This is a genomic window from Limnohabitans sp., assembly GCF_046052825.1.
In the GTDB taxonomy this organism is placed as follows: Bacteria; Pseudomonadota; Gammaproteobacteria; order Burkholderiales; family Burkholderiaceae_C; genus Limnohabitans.
Genome location: NZ_JAVLFP010000082.1, coordinates 1 through 22,339 on the forward strand (window position 1 = coordinate 1; position 22,339 = coordinate 22,339).

Here is a 22,339-nt window from a genome sequence, read left to right on the forward strand (position 1 = left end):
CATTCTGAAAGAACACGGGGTGGTGGCGGTCTACACCTCCAAAGACATTCCGGGTGAAAACAACTGCGGCCCCATCAACCACGACGATCCGTTCTTGGCCGTGGGCAAGGTCGAGTTCATTGGCCAAGCCGTGGCGGTGGTGGTGGCGCGCGACATGTTGTACGCACGCGAAGCCGCCAAAAAAGCCAAGGTGCAAGTGAAAGAACTCACGCCCATCTTGACCATCGACGAGGCCATGGCCGCGCAAGCGTTTGTCATGCCGCCTAAAGGCATCACCCGTGGCAACGCGGCAGATGCGATTGCCAAAGCGCCGCACCAGCTCAAGGGCAGCACCGAGACGGGCCAACAAGAACAGTTCTACCTCGAAGGCCACATCACCTACGCGGTGCCGCGTGAAGACCGTCAACTTACCCTGTATTCGTCGACCCAACACCCCGACGGCAACCAGCGCGAAGCCGCTGCTGCGCTCAACCTCACCACCAACGACGTCGAAGTGATTTGCCGTCGCATGGGCGGTGCCTTTGGGGGCAAAGAGGGCAATGCCAGCATCTTCAGCCAGAGCGCAGCACTCGCCGCTCATTTGCTGCAAAAGCCGGTCAAGCTGCGCGTCAACCGCGACGACGACATGACCATCACCGGCAAGCGTCACGACTTCCGCATCGACTACCACGTGGGCTTTGACAACGACGGCCGCATCTTGGGTGCCGACATCGCGCTGCTGTCACGCTGCGGCTACAGCACCGACTACTCGGGCCCAGTGAACGACCGTGCCTGCTTACACATCGACAACTGCTACTACATCCCCAACCTGCAACTCATCAGCCACCGCTGCAAAACCAACACCCAAAGCGCCACCGCCTTCCGTGGTTTTGGTGGCCCACAGGGCATGTTTGGCATTGAGACCGTGATTGAGCAAATTGCCAACACCTTGGGCAAAGACCCGCTGGATGTGCGCAAGCTCAACATGTACCAAGACCCAGCCATCTCGGGCAACCCAGCCACCATGACCACGCAGTACAACCAGTTGATCGAAGACTGGGTGGGCGACCAAGTGGTCAACCAAGTCGAAGCCGAGTCCAAGTACCGCGAGCGCCGCGCCAGTGTGAACGCCTTCAACCAGAACCACACCAAGCGCAAGCGCGGCTTGGCTTTGGTGCCTTTGAAGTTTGGCATCAGCTTCACCGCCACCATGCTCAACCAAGGCGGTGCCTTGCTCAACATCTACATGGACGGCTCCATCAGCGTCAACCACGGCGGCACGGAGATGGGCCAAGGTCTCAACACCAAGATGGCCCAGGTGTGTGCCGACGGCTTGGGCGTGTCTTTGAAGTATGTGCGCGTCACAGGCACCGACACCCAGAAGGTGCCCAATGCATCGGCCACCTCGGCCTCAAGTGGCGCCGACATCAACGGCGCGGCCATCATGAACGCCACCGCGCAAATGCGCGAGCGTTTGAAGCCCGTGGCGGCCCGCATGCTCGGCTGCGACGCCAGCGCCGTGACCTTTGCCGACAGCCAAGCCCATGGGGGTGGCAAGTCGGTGGCTTGGTCTGCGCTGGCCAAGCAAGCTTGGTTGGACCGCGTGGGCTTGTCGGTGACGGGCTTTTACATGACCCCCGAAATTGCCTACGACTTCACCAACTTGAATGGCCGTGCTTTCTATTACTACTGCTACGGCGCTGCGGTGACCGAGGTCGAGATCGACACCCGCACCGGCGAGTGGTGGCTCAAGGCCGTGGACATCGTGCACGACGCGGGCAAGAGCATCAACCCGGCCATCGACAAAGGCCAAATCGAAGGCGGCTACGTGCAAGGCATGGGCTGGCTCACGATGGAAGAGTGCATTTGGGACAAAAAAGGCAAGCTCCTCACCCACGGCCCCAGCACTTACAAAATCCCGGTGGCGGGTGATATTCCGGAGCACCTCAACATCACCTTGTTCGATGGCAGCAACGTCAAACCCACGCCGTTCAACAGCAAGGCTGTGGGCGAGCCGCCGCTGATGCTGGCCTTGTCGACTTACTTCGCTTTGCGCGATGCCGTCAGCGCCAGTGCCGACCACAAAACCGTGGTGCACATGAACGCACCGGCCACGCCCGAGCGCATCTTGATGGCCTGCGAACGCGCCAAAGCCGCTGCACACTGAGCTTGTGCCGCGACACACCGCTGAACTCTTGAGCCAACTCCAGCACGCCGACGGCGTGCTGGTGACGGTGCACAGCGTCGAGGGTTCGGGCCCGCGCGAAGTGGGCGCCTGGATGGCGGTTTTCCCGCACACCTTGGTCAACACCATTGGCGGTGGCCACCTGGAGTTTCAGGCCATTGACGAAGCGCGTGCCTTGCTGGGGCGAAACAAGAGCGCCAGTCCATCAGCCTCAGCACCTGCATCTGCATCTGCATCTGCATCTTCAGGCGCAACGCCTACCCACTTAACTTCTGGCGCTGCGGTCACCCACGAAGACCAGACCTTCACCCTGCGCTACGCGCTTGGGCCTGCGCTGGGTCAATGCTGTGGCGGCGTGGTGCATCTGCGCTTTGAGCCGATTGGCGCCGCCGATGCCCCCGCGCTCAAGCAACGCTTGCTGGCCAACGGGCAGCCCTTGGCCTTGTTCGGTGGCGGGCATGTGGGCCGTGCCTTGATTCATGTGTTGGGCAACTTGCCATTTGCCGTGCGCTGGATCGACAGCCGAGACGAAATTTTTCCGGCCCAAGTGCCCGTCAATGTGGTGTGCGAACACTCGGACCCGGTGCATGCTGCTGTGGCTGATTTGGCGCCCCACTCGGCCGTGCTCATCATGAGTTTCAGCCACGCCGAAGACCTGGATGTGGTGGCCGCTTGCCTGAAGCGCCAACGCGCCTTGGGCGACATAGGCTTCATTGGCCTCATTGGCAGCAAAACCAAGTGGGCCACTTTTCGCCACCGCTTGGAAGCACGTGGCTTTGGCGCTGAAGACCTGGCGCGGGTCACCTGTCCTATCGGCATCGAGGGCATCACCGGCAAAGAGCCTGAGGTGATTGCTGTGGCCGTGGTGGCGCAGTTGTTACAGCAAAACTAAGGCCCCCTGCCGCAGGGCACCCATAATGCGCGGCAACGCAACAAAGGTGTCTCCATGACCGAGCCAAGCAAAACCCCGCAGCCGCTGCACGAAGCAGAACTCACCACCCTCGGTACCCGCGCCTTTCAAGGTTTGGGTCTGCCCCTGGCCGATGCCCAAGACGTGGCGCGCGTGTTGGTGATGGCCGACTTGTTTGGTCTGTCCACCCACGGTCTGAGCCGCGTGGAGTCGTATGGTGAGCGTTTGCTGCTCAAGGGCATCAAGGCCGAACCCCACATCACCGTCGAGCGCGTGGCACCTGCCATGGTCCGGGTGGATGGCGACAACGGTGTGGGCCCGGTGGTGGGCATGCGCTCACTCAATGCGGCCATGGAAGTCGCCCGCGAATGTGGCGTGGGCATTGCGTTTGCACGCGGCAGCAACCACTTTGGTCCGATCTCGCCGTATTCGCTGATCGCGGCTGAAGCAGGCTTTGCCAGCATCATTGGCAGCAACGCCACCACCACCATTGCGCCATGGGGTGGCAGCGACGCGCGCTTGGGCAACAGCCCGATTGGTTTTGGCGTGCCAAACCCCGGTGGTCAACCCTTCTTGCTCGACATGGCCATGAGCGTGGTCGCACGCGCCAAGATTCGCAATGCGTTCAAGCGCGGCGAGTCGATCCCCGACACCTGGGCCACCGACAAAGAAGGCCGTGCCACCACCGACCCCAAAGCCGCGCTGGACGGCTTCTTGCAACCTGTGGGTGGGCACAAGGGCTATGGGCTGGCGCTGCTGGTCGATTTGTTTGCGGGGCTGCTGTCCAACGCCGCCTACTTGACGCATGTGAAGTCGTGGGTCGATGCGCCCGACGAGCCGCAGAACTTGGGCCACTTCTTCATCCTGATCGACACCCAGCGCTTGGGGTCGAACCAATGGTTGGCCGAACGCATGAACGATTTCGCCGCCATCTTGCACGACAGCCCCCCGGTCGATGCCGACAAGCCGGTGCTGGTGCCTGGCCAAATTGAATTGGCCAAAATGGAACGCCAGCGTCGCGAGGGTGTGGTGCTCGACCCTGCTGTGTTGGCCTTGCTCTATAAGTACGCTGCTGTGGCCCCTTGAGTCATTGGTCTGAATACAACAAACCAGAAAGAGACAAACATGAAACGCTTCGTTCCTGTGTTGACATCGTGGCTCGCCTTGATCGGTGCAGCGCATGCGCAATCGGACTACCCCAGCAAGCCCATTCGCATGGTCGTGCCCTATGTGGCAGGTGGCGCGGCGGACATCACGGCACGTGTGATGGGGCAACGCATGTCCGAGAGCTTGGGCCAGACAGTGATCATCGACAACAAGCCCGGTGCCAACGGCATGTTGGGCACGGACTTGGTGGCCAAGGCCGCGCCCGATGGCTACACCTTGTTGCTCACGGCCAGCGGGCCCATCGTGGTCAACCCTGTGCTGTATGCCAAAGTGCCTTACGACGCGGTCAATGACCTGGCCCCGGTCAGCCAAATCACCAGCTACCAATACGCCGTGGCGGTGCCTGCGGCGTCACCTATTCAAAACATGCGTGACCTGGTGGCCTTGGCCAAAGCCAAACCCAACGAGGTGAGTTATGGCTCCACCGGCATCGGTGGCGGTGGCCATTTGGCGGGTGAGTTGCTGAGCCAAATCACCGGCACGCAAATGACCCACGTCCCCTACAAAGGCGCAGCACCTGCACTGGCCGATTTGCTAGGTGGCCAACTCACCTTCACCTTCGAGCCTGTGGTCACCGCAGGACCGATGGTCAAAGCGGGCAAGCTGCGTGCGTTTGCGGTCTCCGGCCCCAAGCGGGCGGCCAGCCTGCCGCAGTTGCCCACGCTCCACGAGCTGGGTTACACGGGCTTCAACATCACCCAGTTTCAGGGCGTGTTTGCACCTGCCAAAACCGACCCCGCCATCATTGCGCGCTTGCACCAAGAGATTGTCAAAGCCAGCAAGTCCATCGAAGCCAATCGTCGCTTGGTGGAAGAGGGCGGCAACGACATCATTGCCAGCTCGCCAGCCGAGTTTGCGCGCTTGGTCAAATCTGACTTGGCTTTGTATGGCAAGCTGATCAAAGACGCGGGCATCAAACCCGAGTGAGGCCAAAGCCGCGGGCTGTGTGCCCGCGCTCGGCAAGTTGTGCGTGATGTGAAGGAGCGTGAGATGTACCAAGTCGATGTGTTGATTCAAGGCTTTCCCGGTCGTGCCGTGTGCCACGGTGGCTTGGGCTGGAGCACCATCACCTTGTTGCGTGGCGAAGGCCGTGTGGTCTTGTTGGACGTGGGCGCCTTTGGCGTGCGCAAGCCTTTGGCCAAACAGCTGCAGGCGCATGGCGTGCGTGCGCAAGACGTGACCGATGTGGTGCTGACCCACGCGCACTATGACCATGCGGTCAACTTCACCTTGTTTCCCAACGCCACGGTGTGGATTGGCGACGCCGAGCTCACCTGGGCGGCCAGCGAACCGGCAGGCTTCAACCCCTTGCCTGAGTTGTATGTGCGCGAGTTGTGCCAGTCGCCACGCGTCAAACGCATCCAAGCGGGCGACGCCTTTTTGCCAGGCTTTGAAGCCTTGGCAGCGCCGGGCCACACCCCCGGACATTTGATTTTTGTCTTGCGCGGCAACGAAGTGCCCATTGTGTTCACGGGCGACGCGGCGAAGAACCGTGCCGAGTTGTTGTCGCGCAGCGTGGCCGACAGCGACGACATGGCCGACAGCATCAGCACCCTGAGCCTCATTTGGGATTGCTGGCGCGCCAAGCCCGGCACGCTGCTCATTCCGGGTCACGACCTCACCATGGTGCTCGACGCTTCGGGCGAGCCGCAGTACATCGGCCAGCGCGAAGCCTCCATTGCTGCGTGGTTTTCCGAGACTCTTGAGCAGTCCACCACCATCGACTTGTGTGCCAATGCGGGCACCGGTTTGTTCACCGATTTGGTGGCGCGCTGAGCGTCGTTTTTTTAATTTTCAATTCTTTCACCACCATGTCCTACAGCCCTGCATTGCTTGCTGAATTTGCACCCACCGGCGTGTTGCGCGCTTCCATCAACCTGGGCAATCCCATCTTGGCCAATGCGGGGGCAGACGGTCAACCCTTTGGCGTGTCCATTGACTTGGCGCGTGGCTTTGCCAAGCACCTGGGCCTTCCCCTTGAGCTCGTGGTGTTTGACGCCGCAGGCAAGTCGGTCGACGCCGTGACGAACGAGCAAGCCGACTTTGGTTTCTTTGCGGTCGATCCCGTGCGGGGTGCAGGCATCCACTTCACGGCGCCCTATGTGTTGATCGAAGGCAGCTACATGGTGCCCGAGGCATCGGCGATTCAAAACAACGACCAAGTGGACAACGCGGGTGTGCGCGTGGTGGTGGGCAAGGGCAGTGCGTATGACCTGTACCTCACGCGCGAACTGAAACACGCCACCATCGTGCGTGCGCTCACATCGCCCACGGTGGTGGACACCTTTTTGACCCAGGGCTGCGAAGTGGCAGCTGGCGTCAAACAGCAGCTCCAAGCCGATGCGCTGCGTGTGCCCGGCATGCGCTTGCTGCCTGGGCGCTTCATGGTGATTCAGCAGGCCATGGGCTTGCCCAAGAGCCGCAGCGCCGAGGCCGTGGCCGTGTTGCGCGCCTATGTGGAAGACATGAAGCAAAGTGGCTTTGTGGCCGAGGCGCTCCAACGTCACGGCATTCAGGGGGCCTCGGTGGCCCCTGCGGTCTGAGGCCGTCTCACGCAGCTTGATCACACAGGTCGCGCGGCCGACTTGGCTTGGCGACAAAAACTGTATACACTTCGAGTCACCTGTCGCAGCGGAGCAGGGCATCGCATGTGGCGCACATGACGTAACCCTTGTTCGCGACCCTTGCGTCATTCACAGTGCCCGCGGTGGTGAATGATCTCTTCTAGCCAATGGACTGGTGTGACATGGACGCGTATTTACTCGATTGGGCCAACCTGCTGCTGCGCTGGGTGCATGTGATCACTGCCATCGCATGGATTGGCTCCTCGTTTTATTTTGTTTTTCTCGACAACAACCTGATCAAGCCCAACTCACCCGATTTGTTGGAAAAAGGCGTGGACGGTGCCATGTGGGCGGTGCACGGGGGTGGTTTTTACAACCCCCAAAAATACATGGTGGCACCTAAAAAAATCCACACCAAGCTGCATTGGTTTTACTGGGAGGCCTACACCACCTGGTTGACCGGCTTCTCGCTGTTCACCGTGCTCTACCTCTGGAATGCTGGCACTTTCTTGATCGACAAGTCCTTGATGGATTGGTCGCCCGCCCAAGCCATCACCGCCGCGTTGAGCTTCTTGGTGGTGTTCTGGTTGATCTACGACGCGGTCAGCCGTGTGTTTGGTTTTCGTGAGAACGGCGAGCGCATCGTCGGCGCCATCATGATGGCGGTGGTGGCGTTTGCAGCGTGGGCCGCATGCCACTTGTTTGCAGGCCGTGCGGCCTTCTTGCTGGTGGGGGCCATGATTGCCACAGCCATGAGCGCCAACGTGTTCTTTTGGATCATCCCCGGCCAACGCAAGGTGGTGGCTGCCATGACCTCGGGCGTGGCGATGGATCCCAAAGAGTTGGCCATGCACGGCAAGCGCGGCAAGCAACGCAGCGTGCACAACACCTATTTCACCCTGCCGGTGATTTTTGCGATGTTGAGCAACCACTACAGCTTCTTGTACACCCACGAGTACCACTGGGTGGTGTTGGTGTTGATGATGTTGGCCGGTGCCCTGATTCGCCAGTTCTTTGTGCAGCGCCACGGCTACCACTTGGGCCGTGCCAGCAACCCCTTGCCCTTTGCCATCGCCGGTGTGGTGGTGCTGTTGGGCGTGATCGTGTGGCTGCGCCCAGCACCCACGGCCAACGCCAGCACAGCGTCTGCAAGCCCTGTGACCTTTGCCCAAGTCAGCCAAGTGTTGGAGCAGCGTTGCCACATGTGCCACGGTGCCCAGGTACAAATGAAAAACGTGCGCTTTGACAGCGCCGAGGGTGTCAAGCAGCACGCCCTCAACATTTACCAACAAGCCGTAGTGCTGCGTGTCATGCCCATGAACAACGCCACCGGCATCACCGAAGAAGAGCGTGGCGTGATCAAGCGTTGGTACGAGGCGGGTCCCAAGACTGAGTGAGTTTGGTCTAGCCTGGCTTTTGACCGTTTCATAAGCGGGTCTTCTTTTTGTACAACGCTCCAAAGTATTACTCTGTAGAATTTGGTAACACTTTGGGGAAAAGTCCATGTCCACCACCCTGACCGTCAAAGGCCAAGTCACCATTCCTAAGCAAATTCGCGATGCGCTGAATTTGCAGCCTGGCAGCTTGGTCGACTTCGCCGTCAACCGCGATGGCGAGGTGGTGTTGCACAAAGCCCCGCAAAACAACAAACGCAAGCTGGACCGTTTCGAAGCGGCTCGTGGCAAAGCCGACGTGGCTTGGCGCACCCAAGACCTGATGGCATTGTTGCGCGGCTGCACCTGAATGCTGGTCGATACCAACGTCTTGGTCGACGTGTTGCAAAACGACCCAGATTGGGTGGACTGGTCCATTGCTCAGTTGCGGGCACAGTCGCAAATTCACCGCTTGATCATCAACCCAATCATTTATGCCGAGCTGTCGTTGACGTTTTCAAGCGTCGAAGCCCTGGACCGCGTGCTGGCCGACATGGTGTTGCCCGTGGTCGAAGTTCCCAAGCCCGCCTTGTTTTTGGCGGGCAAAGCCTTTGTACAGTACCGTCGCCGTGGTGGACAAAAAAGCAATGTGCTGGCTGATTTTTTCATTGGCGCGCATGCAGCGGTGGCCCGACTGCCCCTGCTCACCCGAGACGCGCAGCGCTACCAACGTTACTTTCCAAGCGTTCGCTTGGTGACGCCGGAGATGGTGTGATGCGCTTGTGGCTACGTGCCCTCTTGGCCGTTTTTGTGTATGGGTCTCTGGCGCTTGTTCATGCAGGCGAAGTGAGTGTGGCCGCGGCGGCCAACTTCACCGCCCCGATGCAAAAAATTGCACAAGCGTTTGCGCAAGACACGGGGCACACCGCCGTGTTGTCTGTCGGTGCCACGGGCAAGTTCTATGCGCAAATCAAACACGGTGCGCCGTTTCAGGTGCTGCTGGCGGCTGACGACGAAACACCTGCCAAGTTGGTGGCCGAAGGTTTAGGCCAAGCAGGCACCGTGTTCACCTATGCCACCGGACGCTTGGCCTTGTGGAGCAAACAAGCGGGCGTGGTGGATGACCAGGGCCGGGTCTTGCAAGGCCCTTTGTCGCAGCACCCCCAAGTCAAGCTGGCCTTGGCTGACCCCAGGTTGGCACCCTATGGCGCAGCCGCTGTGCAAACCTTGACCCAGCTGGGGGTGTGGCCCCGTTGGCAAAGCCATGTGGTGCAGGGCGACAACATCGCCCAAGCCTTTCAGTTTGTGGCCACGCAAAACGCGCTGCTCGGTTTTGTGGCCTTGTCGCAGGTGTGGGTCGATGGCCGTGTGAGCCAAGGCTCGGTTTGGGTGGTGCCACAGCAACTGCATGCGCCGCTGCGCCAAGACGCTGTGCTGTTGGTGACGGGCAAAGACCAACCCGCAGCGCTGGCCTTGATGGCGTACTTGAAGGGCGAACGGGCCAAAGCCATCATTCGCGCTTATGGTTACGGGGTTTGAAGCTGATAAGGTCTAAGGCATTGCCATGAATTTCTCCCCCGACGACTTCAAAGCCGTGTGGCTCACGCTGCAACTGGCCACGGCCACCACGCTGTTGCTGTTGCTGTTGGCCACACCGCTGGCTTGGTGGCTGGCGCGCACCCGTTCGCTGTGGCGCACGCCGGTCAATGCGGTGGTGGCTTTGCCTTTGGTGCTGCCACCCACGGTGTTGGGTTTTTATTTGCTGGTGGCTTTGGGGCCGCAGGGGCCGGTGGGCCAGTTCACGCAGTGGGCAGGTTGGGGCACCTTGGCCTTTAGTTTTGGTGGTTTGTTGCTGGGCTCGGTGATTTATTCCTTGCCGTTTGCAGTGCAACCTTTGCAGCATGCGTTCGAGGCCATGGGCACGCGGCCCATGGAAGTGGCGGCCACCTTGCGCGCCAGTCCTTGGGATGCGTTCTTCAGTGTGGCCGTGCCTATGGCGCGCCCGGGTTTTGTGACGGCGGCCATTCTGAGTTTTGCCCACACGGTGGGTGAGTTCGGTGTGGTGCTGATGATTGGCGGCAACATCCCCGACAAAACCCGCGTCGTCTCGACGCAAATTTATGGCCACGTCGAAGCCATGCAGTACGACCAGGCCCACAGTTTGGCGGGTTGGATGTTGGTGTTTTCATTTGCCGTCTTGTTGGCCGTGGCGTGGTTCAACCAACGCGGCAGTCGGGTGACGCCATGAACCCATCGTTTCACCTGCGCGTGCAGTTGCCGCGTGCTGATTTTTCGCTGGACGTGGATGTGCGCTTGCCCGCGCATGGCATCACGGCGGTGTATGGCGTCTCGGGTTCCGGCAAAACCAGTGTGTTGCGCGCCGTGGCGGGCTTGGAGCCGCATGCGCGTGGCCGTGTCGCCTTGGCCGACCAGGTGTGGCAAGACGATGCGCAGGGCATTTGTCTGCCCACCCACCAACGCGCTGTGGGCTATGTGTTTCAAGAGGCCAGTTTGTTTGACCACTTGGATGTGCAAGGCAACCTGAACTTTGGCTTGCACCGCAGTGCGGGGCAGCAACACACCTTGGATGCCGCCATTGCCTTGCTGGGCATCGGCGCATTGCTCAAACGCCGCGTGCAACAGCTGTCAGGCGGCGAGCGCCAACGTGTGGCCATTGCCCGGGCCTTGGCCACGCAGCCTGCCTTGTTGTTGTTGGACGAGCCCTTGGCTGCGCTCGACGCTGCACGACGACAAGACATCTTGCCGTGGCTGGAAAAGCTGCGCGACGAGTTGCAACTGCCCATGCTGTACGTGACCCATGCCATGGACGAGGTGGCGCGCTTGGCCGACACCGTGCTGCTGATGCACCAAGGTCGCGTGCAGGCGGTGGGGCCTGTCTCCGCCGTGTTGACGGGCAGCGACAGCGCGTGGATGCTGGGCGAAGATGTGGGCGCCTTGCTTGACGCACACGTGCAGGCACTGGATGCCGCGTGGCATTTGGCGCAGGTGGACTTTGACGGCGGAGCCATGTGGCTGCGCGACAGCGGCCTGGCACTGGGGCAGCGCGTGCGCTTGCGTGTGTTGGCGCGCGACGTGAGCATCAACTTGCACCCCGCCACAGGGACCAGCATTCAAAACCATGTGCCAGGCGTGGTGCAGTCGATCACGCCAGACCACCACCCTTCGCAAGTGTTGGTGCGTTTGGCGTGCGGCCCTTCGGTGCTGGTGGCGCGTGTCACCGCTCGGGCCGTGCATGAGCTGGGGCTGAGCGTGGGGCAGGCCGTGTGGGCGCAGGTCAAGTCGGTGGCATTGGTCAAGTAGAGCGGTGGGGGCCTTGGCCTAGGGCGCTTGCACCAGGTCTTGAAACAGGTGTTTGAGTTTGGCACTCAATGGCGACTCGGTGCGTGACTTCATGGTGACCCAGCCAAAACGTGCTTTGGCGTTGAGTGCGGGCACCATGGGCAGCTCCACCAAATCGGGGGCCGCAGCGCGAATGGCCAGCACCACCGCATCGCTGTGACGGGCCACGTCCAGCAGGCTTGAAATTTCTTCGCAACGCAAATTCACCAGTGCATCGGGGTGCGCTGCTGGGCCATAGCGCTCCATCAAGATGCGCGCCACTTCGTCGCTCAGTGGGGTCGACGCCACCGGGTAGTCGCACACCATGTCAAGAGTCACCTTGCGCCGCTTGGCCAGCGGATGCCCTTTGCGGCACATGAAGGCTCCGTCGATTTCTTGCACGCATTCCACCTTCACATCGGTGGCGGGTTTGAGCGATCTGATGTCAATCACCAACGCGTCCAAATGGCGCTCGCGCAGCGACTGCATCAACAACTCCGTGCTGCCGCGTGAAATGTCGATGTGCGCTTTGGGGTGTTCACGTGCCATGTGCATGAGCAGCGGTGTCATCAACAATGCCCCGGGGCCAGATCCCAAGCCAATGCGCACTTGCCCAATCTCGCCTGTGAGCAGACGTTGTCCGGTTTGCCGCAACTCGTGCGCACCCTCGACCAAGCCCTGCGCATGCTGCACGATGTGCAGGCCAAAGGCCGTGAGCTCGTTCTTGCGTCCGATGCGGTCGAACAAAGGCTGACCCAGTTCGTCTTCCAGTGACTTGATGCTGCGGCTCAGTGCCGGCTGTGTCAGGTGCAGCTTGTCGGCGGTTTTGCTGAACGAGCCTTGCCGGGCCAGTTCGATCAGGTGTTTGAGTTGAACCAAGGTCATGTCAGGTACATCCATGCATTTGAATTATGGAAATCAATACAACAATGCATTGGACATTGTATTTTTGCTTTCTTACGATCTACCCATCACCACCCACTTCATTCCCCAAGGAGTTGAACCATGCCTTTGACACGTCACCGTCTGTTTGCGTTGCTGAGCTGCTTGTTGCTGAGCAGCGCTGTGTTGGCCCAGTCGTATCCCAGCAAACCTGTCAGTCTGCTGGTGCCTTACCCAGCGGGTGGTTTGTCCGATGTGATTGCACGCACCGTCAACACCACCTTGGCCAAAAACTTGGGTCAACCCGTGATCGTCGAAAACCTGGGTGGCGTGAGCGGTGCCATTGCAGCGCAGAAGGTGTTGAACTCTGCGTCGGATGGTCAGATCATTTTTCAGGGTTCACCCAACGAGCTGATCTTGTCGCCCCTGGCCAACGCCGCGGTGAAATTCAAAAGCGAAGACTTCCGTTTGGTGCAAATGATTGCCACCGCGCAAATTGGTTTCTTGGCGCGCAAAGATTTGCCCGTGAACAACGTGGATGAGTTTTTGGACTACGCCCGCAAAATGGCCAAAGAAGGCAAGCCCATCACCTACGCCAGCGTGGGGCCAGGGTCTTTCTACCATTTGCTGGGTGAGCATTTGTCCAAGGTCAGCAACATCGAGATGACCCACGTGCCCTACAAAGGCTCGGCCCCTGCCAACCAAGACATTTTGGGCGGACAGGTCGATATCTTTTTGGCGCCCTATGGCAAGGCCTACGACGAACTGGCCAAGCAAGGCAAGCTCAAAATTTTGGCCATGCTCAACACCGAGCGTTTGGACGGCGTCAAAGACTACCCCGCCATCTCCGAGAGCAAAGCGCTCAAGACCTTCACCTTCAACATCTGGACGGGCTACTTTGTCAAAAAAGACACCCCTGAGCCCATCGTTCAAATCATCCACAAAGCCATCACCGACACCTTGACCGACCCTGCCGTGCGCAGTGGCTTGGAGGCCAACAGCCAGTTGGTGGCCAAGCCCTTGCCCCAAGTCGCTGTGGACAAGGCGTATGTGGACGGCACGGCACAGTTCCGCGCCATCGCCAAGTCGATCAACTTACAACCGCAGTGACATGAGCTATTTGCGTGACGCCCGCGTGGACCAAGTGGGTGAGTTCATCCAACTGAGGCGAGACATCCATCGCCACCCCGAACTCGCTTATGCGGAACACCGCACCGCCGACTTGGTGGCCAGCAAGCTCGAGGGCTGGGGCTACACGGTGCACCGCGGTGTGGGGGGCACAGGCGTGGTGGGCACCTTGCGGCGTGGGCAGGGTCTACGCAGTTTGGGCTTGCGCGCCGACATGGACGCTTTGCCCATCGAAGAAGCCACCGGCCTGGCCTGGAGCAGCGGCAACCCGGGTGTGATGCACGCGTGTGGGCACGATGGGCACACGGCCATGCTGTTGGCAGCGGCCAAGGCCATTGCACAAGACGTGCACTTTGAAGGCACCTTGCATTTGATTTTTCAACCCGCTGAAGAAGGGGGTGGAGGTGCTGTGCGCATGATGGAGGATGGCTTGTTTGAACAGCATCCTTGCGACGCCGTGTTTGCCATGCACAACATGCCGGGTGTGCCCACGGGCCACTTGGTGTTGCGCGACGGACCTGCCATGGCGTCGAGCGACTACGTGACCATCCGCGTCAACGGACAAGGCGGCCACGGTGCCATGCCGCACCGCGCCGCAGACCCGCTGGTGGCCGCTTCTGCCATCGTGATGGCTCTGCAAACCGTGGTCTCGCGCAATGTCGATCCGCAGCAAACCGCTGTCGTCACCGTGGGCGCGTTTCATTCGGGACAAGCCAACAACGTCATCCCTGCCCAAGCCACGCTGGAGTTGAGTGTGCGCGCACTAGAACCCCAGGTGCGTGAGTTGTTGGAGCAGCGCATCAAAGCCTTGGTTCTGGCCCAGGCCGAGAGCTTTGGCGTGCACGCCGAGGTGGACTGGAAGCCCGGCTACTGCGTGTTGGTCAACACCCCAGCAGAAACCCAGTTCGCGCGCCGCGTGGCGCTCAAGTTGCGCGGTGAAGCTGGTGTCACCCTTCACGGGCCAGCGTTGACCGGCAGCGAAGACTTTGCCTTCATGTTGCAACGCGTGCCTGGCAGCTATGTGCTGATTGGCAATGGCGACGGCGACTCTGCGGGCGCGTGCATGGTGCACAACCCAGGTTACGACTTCAACGACGACAACATCGCCACAGGTGCTGCGTTTTGGCAATTGCTGGTCGAGGAGTTTTTCGCCCAGTAGAATCAATCCACCATCGACCTTGTGTCGACGTGTCATCGGGAGAGACTGACTCGGAAACAGAAGTCAGCGCCGAAGGAGCAACCGCCCCGGAAACTCTCAGGCAAAAGGACCGATGACATGCAAATCTCTGAAGAGCGATCGACGCATTCGTCCGCCGATCCACCGAAGGAGCAAACCAGCACCTCGCGTGCTGCGTGAATCTCTCAGGTTCAAGACAGAGGGGGCGCCCGATGGCATGTTGCCGTTGGGCCCAACCCTCGACGTTTTGAAAGCCCATTCCTATGACTACGATTGCCATCATCGGCGGCGGTATCACCGGCGTCACCACAGCCTATGCGTTGGCCAAACGCGGTTTCTCGGTCACCTTGTTCGAACGCCACCGCTACGCGGCCATGGAAACTTCGTTCGCCAATGGCGGCCAACTCTCGGCCTCCAATGCCGAGGTGTGGAACTACACCGGCACCATCCTCAAAGGCTTGAAGTGGATGCTCAAAAGCGATGCGCCGCTGCTGGTCAACCCCAAGCCCAGCTGGCACAAGCTGTCGTGGTTTGCCGAGTTCATTGCGGCCATTCCTCAGTACGAGCGCAACACGGTGCAAACAGCCCGCATGGCTGTGGCGGCACGTGCCCATTTGTTTGCGTGGGCGAAAGAAGAAGGCATTGATTTCGACCTCAAGAAGGAAGGCATCTTGCACATCTACCGCGACAAACAAGGCTTTGAGCACGCCGGTGAGGTGTCCAAGTTGTTGGCCCAAGGCGGTTTGCCACGCCACGCGGTCACGCCGCAAGAAATGAAAGCCATTGAACCCACGCTGGCTGGCAACTACTACGGTGGTTATTTCACCGAGAGCGATTCAACCGGCGACATCCACAAATTCACCCAGGGCTTGGCCGTTGCCGCCCAGCGTTTGGGCGTGCGCATCCTGTACGGCCAAGATGTGACTGCGGTCAGCAGCAATGGCACCCAGGCCGTGGTCAAGGTGGCACACCTTGAAGGCCAGCCCAGCGTGCACACCTTTGACAGCTTGGTGATGTGCGCAGGCACTGCCAGCCGTGAATTCGCCGCGCAACTGGGTGACCGCGTGAACATCTACCCCGTCAAGGGCTACTCGATCACCGTCAACCTCAACGATGCCGCCAGCCAAGCGGGCGCGCCTGTGGTGAGCTTGCTGGACGACGAAACCAAATTGGTCACCAGCCGTTTGGGCCTGGACCGCTTCCGTGTGGCGGGCACTGCCGAGTTCAACGGCTTCAACCGCGACATCCGCGCCGACCGCATCCGTCCCTTGGTGGCATGGGTCGAGCAGTGCTTTCCCAAGATCGACACCCGCTCGGTGGTGCCATGGGCTGGGCTGCGTCCGATGATGCCCAACATGATGCCGCGTGTGGGTCGAGGCCAAGCGGCCAACGTGTTCTACAACACCGGCCATGGCCATTTGGGTTGGACCTTGTCTGCGGCGACCGCTGACATGGTGGGCGATGTGGTGGCAGATGCCATGCGGGCACATACACCTTCGCCCATCTCGGTGTCTGGCGCTAAGGCTGTTGCCGCTTGATACATCGTGTGCGGCCTAAGCATTTACCATGACTTCTACACGCATTGCTGTTGCCGGTGCTGGTTATATCGGTCAAGCCCACATGCACGCGGCTCAACACAGTGCCACGGTCACGTTGACCGCGGTGGTTGACCCATCGCCTGTGGCCCAAGAGGTTGCGGCCAAAGCCGGCGTACCTTGTTACGCCTCATTGGACGAACTGTTTGCCCATGACCGCCCGGATGGCGTGGTGCTGTCCACACCCAATGCCTTGCATGTGGCCCACGCGTTGGCGTGCATGCAGGCGGGCATCCCGTGCTTGCTGGAAAAGCCCATTGCCCCCACCGTGGCCGAAGCGCAAGCCTTGGTCGATCAGGTAGAGGCCACAGATGCCAAGGTGCTGATTGGCCACCACCGCGCCCACAGCCCCATCATGGCCAAAGCCAAAGCCGTGGTGCAAAGCGGAGAATTGGGCCAGTTGGTGGCGGTGATGGGCAGCGCGACATTTTTCAAACCAGACCAGTACTTCGCCGATGGCCCCTGGCGACGTGAAGCGGGCGGCGGGCCCATCTTGCTCAACATGATCCACGAGGTGCACAACCTGCGCATGCTGTGCGGCGACATCGTGGCGGTGCAAGCCTTTGCCAGCAACGCCATCAGGGGGTTTGCGGTCGAAGACACGGTCTCCATCAACCTGCGGTTTGCCAACGGCGTGCTGGGCACTTTCTTGTTGTCCGACACCGCCGCCTGCGCGCGCAGCTGGGAACAGACCTCACAAGAAAACAAGTCCTACACCAGCTACGACGACGAAGACTGTTATGTGATCACAGGCACCCACGGCAGTTTGTCGGTGCCCACCATGCGCTTGAAAACCTACCCCCGTCCCGAAGACCGCTCATGGTGGAAACCGTTTGACGTCAGCACGGTCGAGATGGTGCGCACCGATCCGATTGCGCAACAAATGGAACACTTCGGTGCCGTGGTGCGCGGTGAGGCGACACCGTTGGTCACCGCACGCGATGGCTTGGCCAATTTGCGCGTCACCGAAGCCATTGTGCAAGCCGCTCAAACAGGTCGTACGGTCGACCTGGTGTGAGCCCTAGGCCAACAAATCAGGCCATCAAAAATCAAATCCCAGCTGTTGCTTGGCAGCTTGGCTTGCCGTGGGTTTGGCTTTGCGTGTGGTGAAGGTTTTTCGGGAGGCATGTTTCTCCACCACGGATGATTTGCCAGCCTTGACCTCTGGCGTTTGACGTCTGCTGTGCAACCGTTGTTTGGCTTCACGCGTGGCCGCCGCCAGTTCCACCACAGGCTGCGCGATGTCCACGCCCACCTGCACCCCAGAACTGAGTTGTACCTGCTGCGGCATGAGCCACGGCTCCAACAGCCAGCTGTCTGGCACGCGGCGCAGAACGGGCAACCAGCGTCTGACAAATGTGCCATGCGGGTCGTGGTCTTGCGCTTGTTTGACCGGGTTGTACACCCGCGTGGTGTTGATGCCTGTGGTGCCCGACTGCATTTGCAATTGGCTCCAATGAATGCCGGGTTCGTAGTCGAGAAATTGTGTGGCCAGCCATTCCCCCACCGGGCGCCAGTGCAGCCACAAGGGGTAGGCCGCGACCGACACCAACATGGCGCGCATGCGAAAGTTCAGCCAGCCCGTCTCACGCAGCATGACCACGCAGGCGTCGACCATGGGCCAGCCGGTGCGGGCGGCTTTCAAGGCTTCAAAGTGTTCGCTTTGGAAGTCTTCTTCTCGCAGCCCGTCATAGCCACGGTGCATGTTGCGCCACTCAATCTCTGGCTCACTCTCGAGCTTTTGGATGAAGTGGCAGTGCCAATACAAGCGGCTGATGAACGCGGTCAGCCCCGCCCGGTGGCGCGTGGCCGAGGGTGGCAATTGCGCGATGTGTGCCCGGGTGTGTTGCACCACCTCGCGCATGCTGATGCAGCCCCAGGCCAGATAGGCCGACAAACGCGAACACGCATCAGGGGCCGTCAAAGGCGATGAAATGCCACCCCGATAGCCTAAGCTGCGTGCATTCAAAAAGCTGTGCAAGGTGGCCAGTGCCAAGGGGCGGCCACCCCGCTGGCGCAACGGTGGGTTGTGTGTGAGGTGCTGGGGCGCATGCATCGCCCAGTTCGTTGCTGGCGCGTCTGACCAAAACCTGAGTGGGCCGACATCTTGCATGGGCGCCGCCATGTGCTTTTCCCAAGCGGCTTGCCACAGGTTTCTGTTTTTCAAGCCACGCACCACACCAAACTGCGCCTGCTCATGCCAAGCCACGTTGTGTGACTTGCACCAAGCCGCTACCCGCAGGTCGCGGGCGTAGGTCCATCCATTGCCTGTTTCTTGGTGCGAGTGCAGCCGTGCAAATGGGTTGTCTTGCCAAATGTGGGACAGCACTTCTGGCAACTCGCCAACGTGGATTTCCAGGCAGCCACCCTGGGCACGCAAGGCCTGATCGAGGTCTTGCAGCGATTCGCGGACGAACTCAAAGTGTTGCAGTGCAGCGTCGGGCTGCAACCACAGCTCAGGCTCCACCACGTAAATGCAGCGCACGGGTCCACGCCTGCCCGCTTCGGCAAGTGCTGCATGGTCTTGCCAGCGCAAGTCACGCTTGAACCAAACCAGTTCATAGCTCATGGGGGGTGGGCTGAAGGAGCGGCTTCAGGGCTGACCTTGGGACGGCCTGGGAATCACGGTGTAGCTGCGCATCTTTCCGTGTGCATCTACCCGGGCCAACACCATGTCGCCCGAGGCGATGTTCTCGCCCATGAAGGCCTGGATGTTGACGTGGTGTGTCACCAAAATCAGCGCTTGCTTGCCCTTTGTTTGGACCTTCTCGGCAATGAATTGCTCAAGCGCTTGCGTTCGGACTTTGGATGTGTGCATCTCATCAAAAAACGAGGCCAAGGCCGGCGCCACCTGGAAGCCATTGAAGTTCAGCAACTCGGCCGTGTCCTTGCATCGGCACCAAACGCTGCTGTGAACTTGCGCGGTGGTCACACCTTGCTTTTTGAGCCATTGGCCCACCACCACCGCCTGTTGTCGCCCCTCAGCGCTGAGGTTGCGTTGGCCTTTGCAATCTGCCAGGTTGTAGCCCACTGGGTCCCCCACGCCGGGCGCCAAGGTATGGCGCATCAACAAGACGTGGTCTGGGGACTGAAGTTTTTCGGACAAGTCGCTGGCATGGGCCCACGCCGACAACAACAAACCCAGCGCGGTAAGGATGATTTTTTTCAATTGCATTTGAGACATTGTCATCGCCCATGCCTTTCAACGGCTTGCCAAGGCCAATTCCAGCGCCAGCTGGTTGTGCCGCTCAATCAGCGGCCCCATGTCCACCGTGGCAATTTGGCCTTGTCGCACCACCACACGGCCATTCACGAGGGTGTAGTCTGCGTTGCCACTGGCGCACAGCAGCAGCGCGCCCACCGGGTCGTGCACCGCAGCGCCGGCCATGCTGAGCGTGTCGGTGCGGAACATGGCAATGTCCGCGCAGAAGCCAGGGCTGAGTTGCCCCAGCTCGTGTGCGCGGCCCAGCACCTGCGCGCCCCCGCGTGTGGCCAAGCGCAGCGCGTCACGCGGTGTCATGTCAGACGGACCCACGTCACAGCCAAAGACCGTGCGCCTGTCCACCACGCGTGGTGCTTCCAAGGCACGCCCCACGCGGGCCAGCAGCATGGCTTGGCGTGCTTCGTTCAGCAGGTGCGCCCCGTCGTTGCTGGCGCAGCCGTCCACCCCCAGGCCCACGGGCACGCCTGCATTGAGCATCTTGCGCAAGGGCAAGATGCCGCTGGACAAACGCATGTTGCTGCACGGGCAGTGGGCAATGCCGGTGCGGGTTTTGGCAAACAGGTAGGTGCCCGCGTCGTCCAGCTTCACCCCGTGGGCGTGCCACACATCGTCGCCCACCCAGCCCAGGTCTTGGGCGTACTCGGCTGGCGTGCAGTTGAACTTTTCTCGGGTGTAGGCAATGTCGTGGTCGTTCTCGGCCAGGTGCGTGTGCAGCCGCACCTTATAGGCGCGCGCCAACTCGGCCGAGCTGCGCATCAGGTCTTGGCTCACACTGAAGGGTGAGCATGGGGCCACTGCCACATGTGTCATGGCACCCAAGCTGGCGTCGTGCCAGGTCTCAATCAGGCGTTGTGTTTCTTTCAAGATGAAAGGCTCTTCTTCCACCACGCGGTCGGGCGGCAGCCCGCCTTGCGATTGGCCCACGCTCATGCTGCCCCGTGTGGCGGTGAAGCGCATGCCCATGGTGTGGGCGGCTTCAATGCTGTCGTCCAGCCGCACCCCGTTGGGGTAGATGTACAGGTGGTCGCTGCTGGTGGTGCAGCCACTCAGCAGCAACTCGGCCATGGCCACTTGGGTGGACACCTTCACCATCTCTGGCGTGAGCCCCGCCCAAATGGGGTACAGCCCTTGCAGCCAACTGAACAGCTCGGCGTTTTGCACCTGTGGCACCGCCCGTGTGAGCGACTGGTACATGTGGTGATGGGTGTTGATCAGGCCTGGCACCACCACATGGTGGCGGGCGTCAATCACTTCGTCCACGGCACCGGGGGCCAGCCAGGCGTCTACCGGTTCGTCGGACTTGAAGATGCGGTCAATGCGCCCATCGCGTACCAGCAGCGAGGCGTGGTGGCGTTCGGTGTTGGCATCGTCAAGTAACGCGATGCAGCGGGCGCGGTGAATCAGCAGGGTGGTCATGCGCAAACTTTAACCGCATCGTGTGCGCAGGTAGGTGAAAACACGGGTCTGTGCCAACGGCACAATCTGAGCCATGAATGCCACTTTCACCGCCATCTCTGACCCCCAAGCTTTCTTGGCCACGCTCTACCAAGCTGCTGTGCAGCGCGCCTTGCCCTTGCACAACACCGCCGCGTGGTTGCCCGCGCCGCCCAAGGGCCGCACCCTGGTGTTGGGTGCAGGCAAAGCGGGTGGGGCCATGGCGCAGGCGGTCGAAGCTTTGTGGCCCGCAGACCAGCCGTTGTCGGGCTTGGTCATCACCCGTTACCACCACACACCACCCCGCCCAGCGGGTTTGCCTGCACGCATTGAGGTGGTGGAGGCTTCGCACCCCGTGCCCGATGCCGCAGGCTTGGCTGCCTCTGAGCGCATCTTGGCTTTGACCCAGGGTTTGACGAAAGACGACTTGGTGTTGTGCTTGATCTCAGGTGGGGGCTCGTCTTTGCTGACCCTGCCTGCTGAAGGCGTGAGCTTGCAAGACAAGCAGCGCATCAACCGCGACTTGCTGCACAGCGGTGCCAACATCACCGAGATGAACTGTGTGCGCAAACACCTCTCGCGCATCAAGGGTGGGCGCTTGGCGGCGGCTTGTGCGCCGGCCCAAGTGGTGACGCTCACCATCAGCGATGTGCCGGGCGACGACCCCTCGGTCATCGCCAGTGGCCCCACGGTGTGCGACCACACCACCTGTGCCGATGCGCTGGCCATTTTGCAGCGCTACCGCATTGCGGTGTCGGCTGAGGTGGAGGCGGCCTTGTTGTCTGGCGCGCTGGAAACGCCCAAGCTCGGCATCGCCTGGCACGAACAACCGGTGCACCTGATTGCCACGCCTCAACAGTCGCTGGAGGCGGCAGCGCAGGTGGCGCGTGCAGCGGGCTTGAACGCCTATGTGCTGAGTGACGAAATAGAAGGCGAGTCGCGCGAAGTGGGCAAGGTGCATGCGGCGCTGGCCCGTGCGTCGGCGCGGGGTGCGGGGCCTTTTCAAAAGCCGTGTGTGATTTTGAGCGGCGGCGAGACCACGGTGACGGTGCGTGCGCAAGCGGTTGGGACTGTGAAAGGCCGGGGCGGGCGGGCCGGTGAGTTTTGTTTGGGGCTGGCCGAAGCGCTGCAAGCGCAGCCCGGTGTGTGGGCCTTGGCCGCCGACACCGATGGCATTGACGGCAGCGAAGACAACGCCGGTGCCCGCGTGGCCCCCGACACCTTGGCGCGTGCCCAGGCTTTGGGCATGAAGCCCTCGGCGTATCTAGACCGCAACGATGCCTATGGTTTTTTTGAGCCGCTGGGCGACTTGGTGATCACCGGCCCCACCTTCACCAACGTCAACGACTTTCGCGCCTTGTTGGTGCTGTGAGTTCACTCGCA

Annotated in this window: 21 protein-coding genes and 1 riboswitch; of the genes, 17 read left to right on the forward strand and 4 right to left on the reverse strand. The window is 60.8% G+C overall.

Going from position 1 to position 22,339, the window contains the following annotated elements; genetic code table 11:
- The 12 genes from xdhB to modC form a co-directional block, all read left to right on the forward strand.
- Positions 1-2,146 (forward strand): xanthine dehydrogenase molybdopterin binding subunit (xdhB, locus tag ACKWJN_RS13800; RefSeq protein ID WP_408597811.1); only part of this gene is annotated, 2,146 nt, incomplete at its 5' end.
- A gap of 4 nt (positions 2,147-2,150) precedes the next feature.
- Positions 2,151-3,056, forward strand: coding sequence for a xanthine dehydrogenase accessory protein XdhC (xdhC, locus tag ACKWJN_RS13805; protein ID WP_408597812.1), 906 nt, complete (start codon positions 2,151-2,153; stop codon positions 3,054-3,056).
- A gap of 54 nt (positions 3,057-3,110) precedes the next feature.
- The gene (locus tag ACKWJN_RS13810) at positions 3,111-4,160 is read left to right on the forward strand and encodes an Ldh family oxidoreductase (protein WP_408597814.1); all 1,050 of its coding nucleotides are present in this window, start codon (positions 3,111-3,113) and stop codon (positions 4,158-4,160) included.
- A gap of 39 nt (positions 4,161-4,199) precedes the next feature.
- Positions 4,200-5,168 (forward strand): Bug family tripartite tricarboxylate transporter substrate binding protein, encoded by a 969-nt coding sequence (locus ACKWJN_RS13815; RefSeq protein ID WP_408597815.1) that lies wholly within the window; start codon positions 4,200-4,202, stop codon positions 5,166-5,168.
- Positions 5,169-5,231: 63 nt separating this feature from the next.
- Entirely contained in the window at positions 5,232-6,017 is a 786-nt protein-coding gene (locus ACKWJN_RS13820) for an MBL fold metallo-hydrolase (protein WP_408597817.1), read from the forward strand.
- Between the two features lie 35 nt (positions 6,018-6,052).
- Positions 6,053-6,784, forward strand: coding sequence for an ABC transporter substrate-binding protein (locus ACKWJN_RS13825; protein ID WP_408597819.1), 732 nt, complete (start codon positions 6,053-6,055; stop codon positions 6,782-6,784).
- Between the two features lie 203 nt (positions 6,785-6,987).
- The gene (locus ACKWJN_RS13830) at positions 6,988-8,202 is read left to right on the forward strand and encodes a urate hydroxylase PuuD (protein WP_408597821.1); all 1,215 of its coding nucleotides are present in this window, start codon (positions 6,988-6,990) and stop codon (positions 8,200-8,202) included.
- A 106-nt stretch (positions 8,203-8,308) separates the two neighbouring features.
- A complete protein-coding gene (locus tag ACKWJN_RS13835) occupies positions 8,309-8,548 on the forward strand; it encodes an AbrB/MazE/SpoVT family DNA-binding domain-containing protein (protein WP_408597823.1) in 240 nt (79 codons plus the stop codon).
- Complete coding sequence (locus ACKWJN_RS13840) at positions 8,549-8,953, forward strand: type II toxin-antitoxin system VapC family toxin (RefSeq protein WP_408597825.1); 405 nt, start codon at positions 8,549-8,551, stop codon at positions 8,951-8,953. It abuts the gene before it with no gap.
- The gene (gene modA, locus ACKWJN_RS13845; protein WP_408597826.1) at positions 8,953-9,717 is read left to right on the forward strand and encodes a molybdate ABC transporter substrate-binding protein; all 765 of its coding nucleotides are present in this window, start codon (positions 8,953-8,955) and stop codon (positions 9,715-9,717) included. Before ACKWJN_RS13840 ends, modA begins: the two co-directional genes overlap by 1 nt.
- 25 nt (positions 9,718-9,742) lie before the next feature.
- Complete coding sequence (gene modB, locus ACKWJN_RS13850; protein WP_408597828.1) at positions 9,743-10,426, forward strand: molybdate ABC transporter permease subunit; 684 nt, start codon at positions 9,743-9,745, stop codon at positions 10,424-10,426.
- Complete coding sequence (gene modC, locus ACKWJN_RS13855) at positions 10,423-11,499, forward strand: molybdenum ABC transporter ATP-binding protein (protein ID WP_408597830.1); 1,077 nt, start codon at positions 10,423-10,425, stop codon at positions 11,497-11,499. The genes modB and modC overlap by 4 nt, the downstream gene beginning before the upstream one ends.
- 18 nt (positions 11,500-11,517) lie before the next feature.
- Here the strand turns inward: modC and ACKWJN_RS13860 are convergent, their stop codons facing one another.
- Complete coding sequence (locus tag ACKWJN_RS13860; protein WP_408597832.1) at positions 11,518-12,402, reverse strand: LysR family transcriptional regulator; 885 nt, start codon at positions 12,400-12,402, stop codon at positions 11,518-11,520.
- A gap of 120 nt (positions 12,403-12,522) precedes the next feature.
- Between ACKWJN_RS13860 and ACKWJN_RS13865 the strand changes: the two genes are divergently transcribed.
- The 4 genes from ACKWJN_RS13865 (at position 12,523) to ACKWJN_RS13880 (ending at position 17,317) form a co-directional block, all read left to right on the forward strand.
- Entirely contained in the window at positions 12,523-13,509 is a 987-nt protein-coding gene (locus ACKWJN_RS13865) for a tripartite tricarboxylate transporter substrate binding protein (protein ID WP_408597833.1), read from the forward strand.
- Position 13,510: 1 nt separating this feature from the next.
- Positions 13,511-14,686 carry a M20 aminoacylase family protein gene (locus ACKWJN_RS13870; protein ID WP_408597835.1) on the forward strand — a complete coding sequence of 392 codons (1,176 nt, stop codon included), beginning with the start codon at positions 13,511-13,513 and terminating at the stop codon, positions 14,684-14,686.
- A gap of 26 nt (positions 14,687-14,712) precedes the next feature.
- Positions 14,713-14,808: riboswitch (glycine riboswitch) on the forward strand.
- 159 nt (positions 14,809-14,967) lie between these two features.
- A complete protein-coding gene (locus tag ACKWJN_RS13875) occupies positions 14,968-16,242 on the forward strand; it encodes a D-amino acid dehydrogenase (protein ID WP_408597837.1) in 1,275 nt (424 codons plus the stop codon).
- A gap of 28 nt (positions 16,243-16,270) precedes the next feature.
- Positions 16,271-17,317, forward strand: coding sequence for a Gfo/Idh/MocA family protein (locus tag ACKWJN_RS13880; RefSeq protein ID WP_408597839.1), 1,047 nt, complete (start codon positions 16,271-16,273; stop codon positions 17,315-17,317).
- Between the two features lie 24 nt (positions 17,318-17,341).
- Here the strand turns inward: ACKWJN_RS13880 and ACKWJN_RS13885 are convergent, their stop codons facing one another.
- The 3 genes from ACKWJN_RS13885 to ACKWJN_RS13895 are packed head-to-tail and all read right to left on the reverse strand — an operon-like array spanning position 17,342 to position 20,938.
- A complete protein-coding gene (locus ACKWJN_RS13885; RefSeq protein ID WP_408597841.1) occupies positions 17,342-18,868 on the reverse strand; it encodes a deoxyribodipyrimidine photo-lyase/cryptochrome family protein in 1,527 nt (508 codons plus the stop codon).
- Between the two features lie 24 nt (positions 18,869-18,892).
- Positions 18,893-19,474 (reverse strand): histidine phosphatase family protein, encoded by a 582-nt coding sequence (locus ACKWJN_RS13890; RefSeq protein ID WP_408597843.1) that lies wholly within the window; start codon positions 19,472-19,474, stop codon positions 18,893-18,895.
- A gap of 27 nt (positions 19,475-19,501) precedes the next feature.
- Complete coding sequence (locus tag ACKWJN_RS13895) at positions 19,502-20,938, reverse strand: 8-oxoguanine deaminase (protein ID WP_408597845.1); 1,437 nt, start codon at positions 20,936-20,938, stop codon at positions 19,502-19,504.
- A gap of 73 nt (positions 20,939-21,011) precedes the next feature.
- Between ACKWJN_RS13895 and ACKWJN_RS13900 the strand changes: the two genes are divergently transcribed.
- Complete coding sequence (locus ACKWJN_RS13900; RefSeq protein ID WP_408597847.1) at positions 21,012-22,328, forward strand: glycerate kinase; 1,317 nt, start codon at positions 21,012-21,014, stop codon at positions 22,326-22,328.
- Positions 22,329-22,339: the final 11 nt, after the last annotated feature.

Bases quoted from the DNA above. Each gene is read 5' to 3' on its own strand.
- ACKWJN_RS13810 (WP_408597814.1), top strand. From the start codon at position 3,111: ATGACCGAGCCAAGCAAAACCCCGCAGCCGCTGCACGAAGCAGAACTC.
- ACKWJN_RS13815 (WP_408597815.1), top strand. From the start codon at position 4,200: ATGAAACGCTTCGTTCCTGTGTTGACATCGTGGCTCGCCTTGATCGGT.
- ACKWJN_RS13820 (WP_408597817.1), top strand. From the start codon at position 5,232: ATGTACCAAGTCGATGTGTTGATTCAAGGCTTTCCCGGTCGTGCCGTG.
- ACKWJN_RS13825 (WP_408597819.1), top strand. From the start codon at position 6,053: ATGTCCTACAGCCCTGCATTGCTTGCTGAATTTGCACCCACCGGCGTG.
- ACKWJN_RS13830 (WP_408597821.1), top strand. From the start codon at position 6,988: ATGGACGCGTATTTACTCGATTGGGCCAACCTGCTGCTGCGCTGGGTG.
- ACKWJN_RS13835 (WP_408597823.1), top strand. From the start codon at position 8,309: ATGTCCACCACCCTGACCGTCAAAGGCCAAGTCACCATTCCTAAGCAA.
- ACKWJN_RS13840 (WP_408597825.1), top strand. From the start codon at position 8,549: ATGCTGGTCGATACCAACGTCTTGGTCGACGTGTTGCAAAACGACCCA.
- modA (WP_408597826.1), top strand. From the start codon at position 8,953: ATGCGCTTGTGGCTACGTGCCCTCTTGGCCGTTTTTGTGTATGGGTCT.
- modB (WP_408597828.1), top strand. From the start codon at position 9,743: ATGAATTTCTCCCCCGACGACTTCAAAGCCGTGTGGCTCACGCTGCAA.
- modC (WP_408597830.1), top strand. From the start codon at position 10,423: ATGAACCCATCGTTTCACCTGCGCGTGCAGTTGCCGCGTGCTGATTTT.
- ACKWJN_RS13860 (WP_408597832.1), bottom strand. From the start codon at position 12,402: ATGACCTTGGTTCAACTCAAACACCTGATCGAACTGGCCCGGCAAGGC.
- ACKWJN_RS13865 (WP_408597833.1), top strand. From the start codon at position 12,523: ATGCCTTTGACACGTCACCGTCTGTTTGCGTTGCTGAGCTGCTTGTTG.
- ACKWJN_RS13870 (WP_408597835.1), top strand. From the start codon at position 13,511: ATGAGCTATTTGCGTGACGCCCGCGTGGACCAAGTGGGTGAGTTCATC.
- ACKWJN_RS13875 (WP_408597837.1), top strand. From the start codon at position 14,968: ATGACTACGATTGCCATCATCGGCGGCGGTATCACCGGCGTCACCACA.
- ACKWJN_RS13880 (WP_408597839.1), top strand. From the start codon at position 16,271: ATGACTTCTACACGCATTGCTGTTGCCGGTGCTGGTTATATCGGTCAA.
- ACKWJN_RS13885 (WP_408597841.1), bottom strand. From the start codon at position 18,868: ATGAGCTATGAACTGGTTTGGTTCAAGCGTGACTTGCGCTGGCAAGAC.
- ACKWJN_RS13890 (WP_408597843.1), bottom strand. From the start codon at position 19,474: ATGCAATTGAAAAAAATCATCCTTACCGCGCTGGGTTTGTTGTTGTCG.
- ACKWJN_RS13895 (WP_408597845.1), bottom strand. From the start codon at position 20,938: ATGACCACCCTGCTGATTCACCGCGCCCGCTGCATCGCGTTACTTGAC.
- ACKWJN_RS13900 (WP_408597847.1), top strand. From the start codon at position 21,012: ATGAATGCCACTTTCACCGCCATCTCTGACCCCCAAGCTTTCTTGGCC.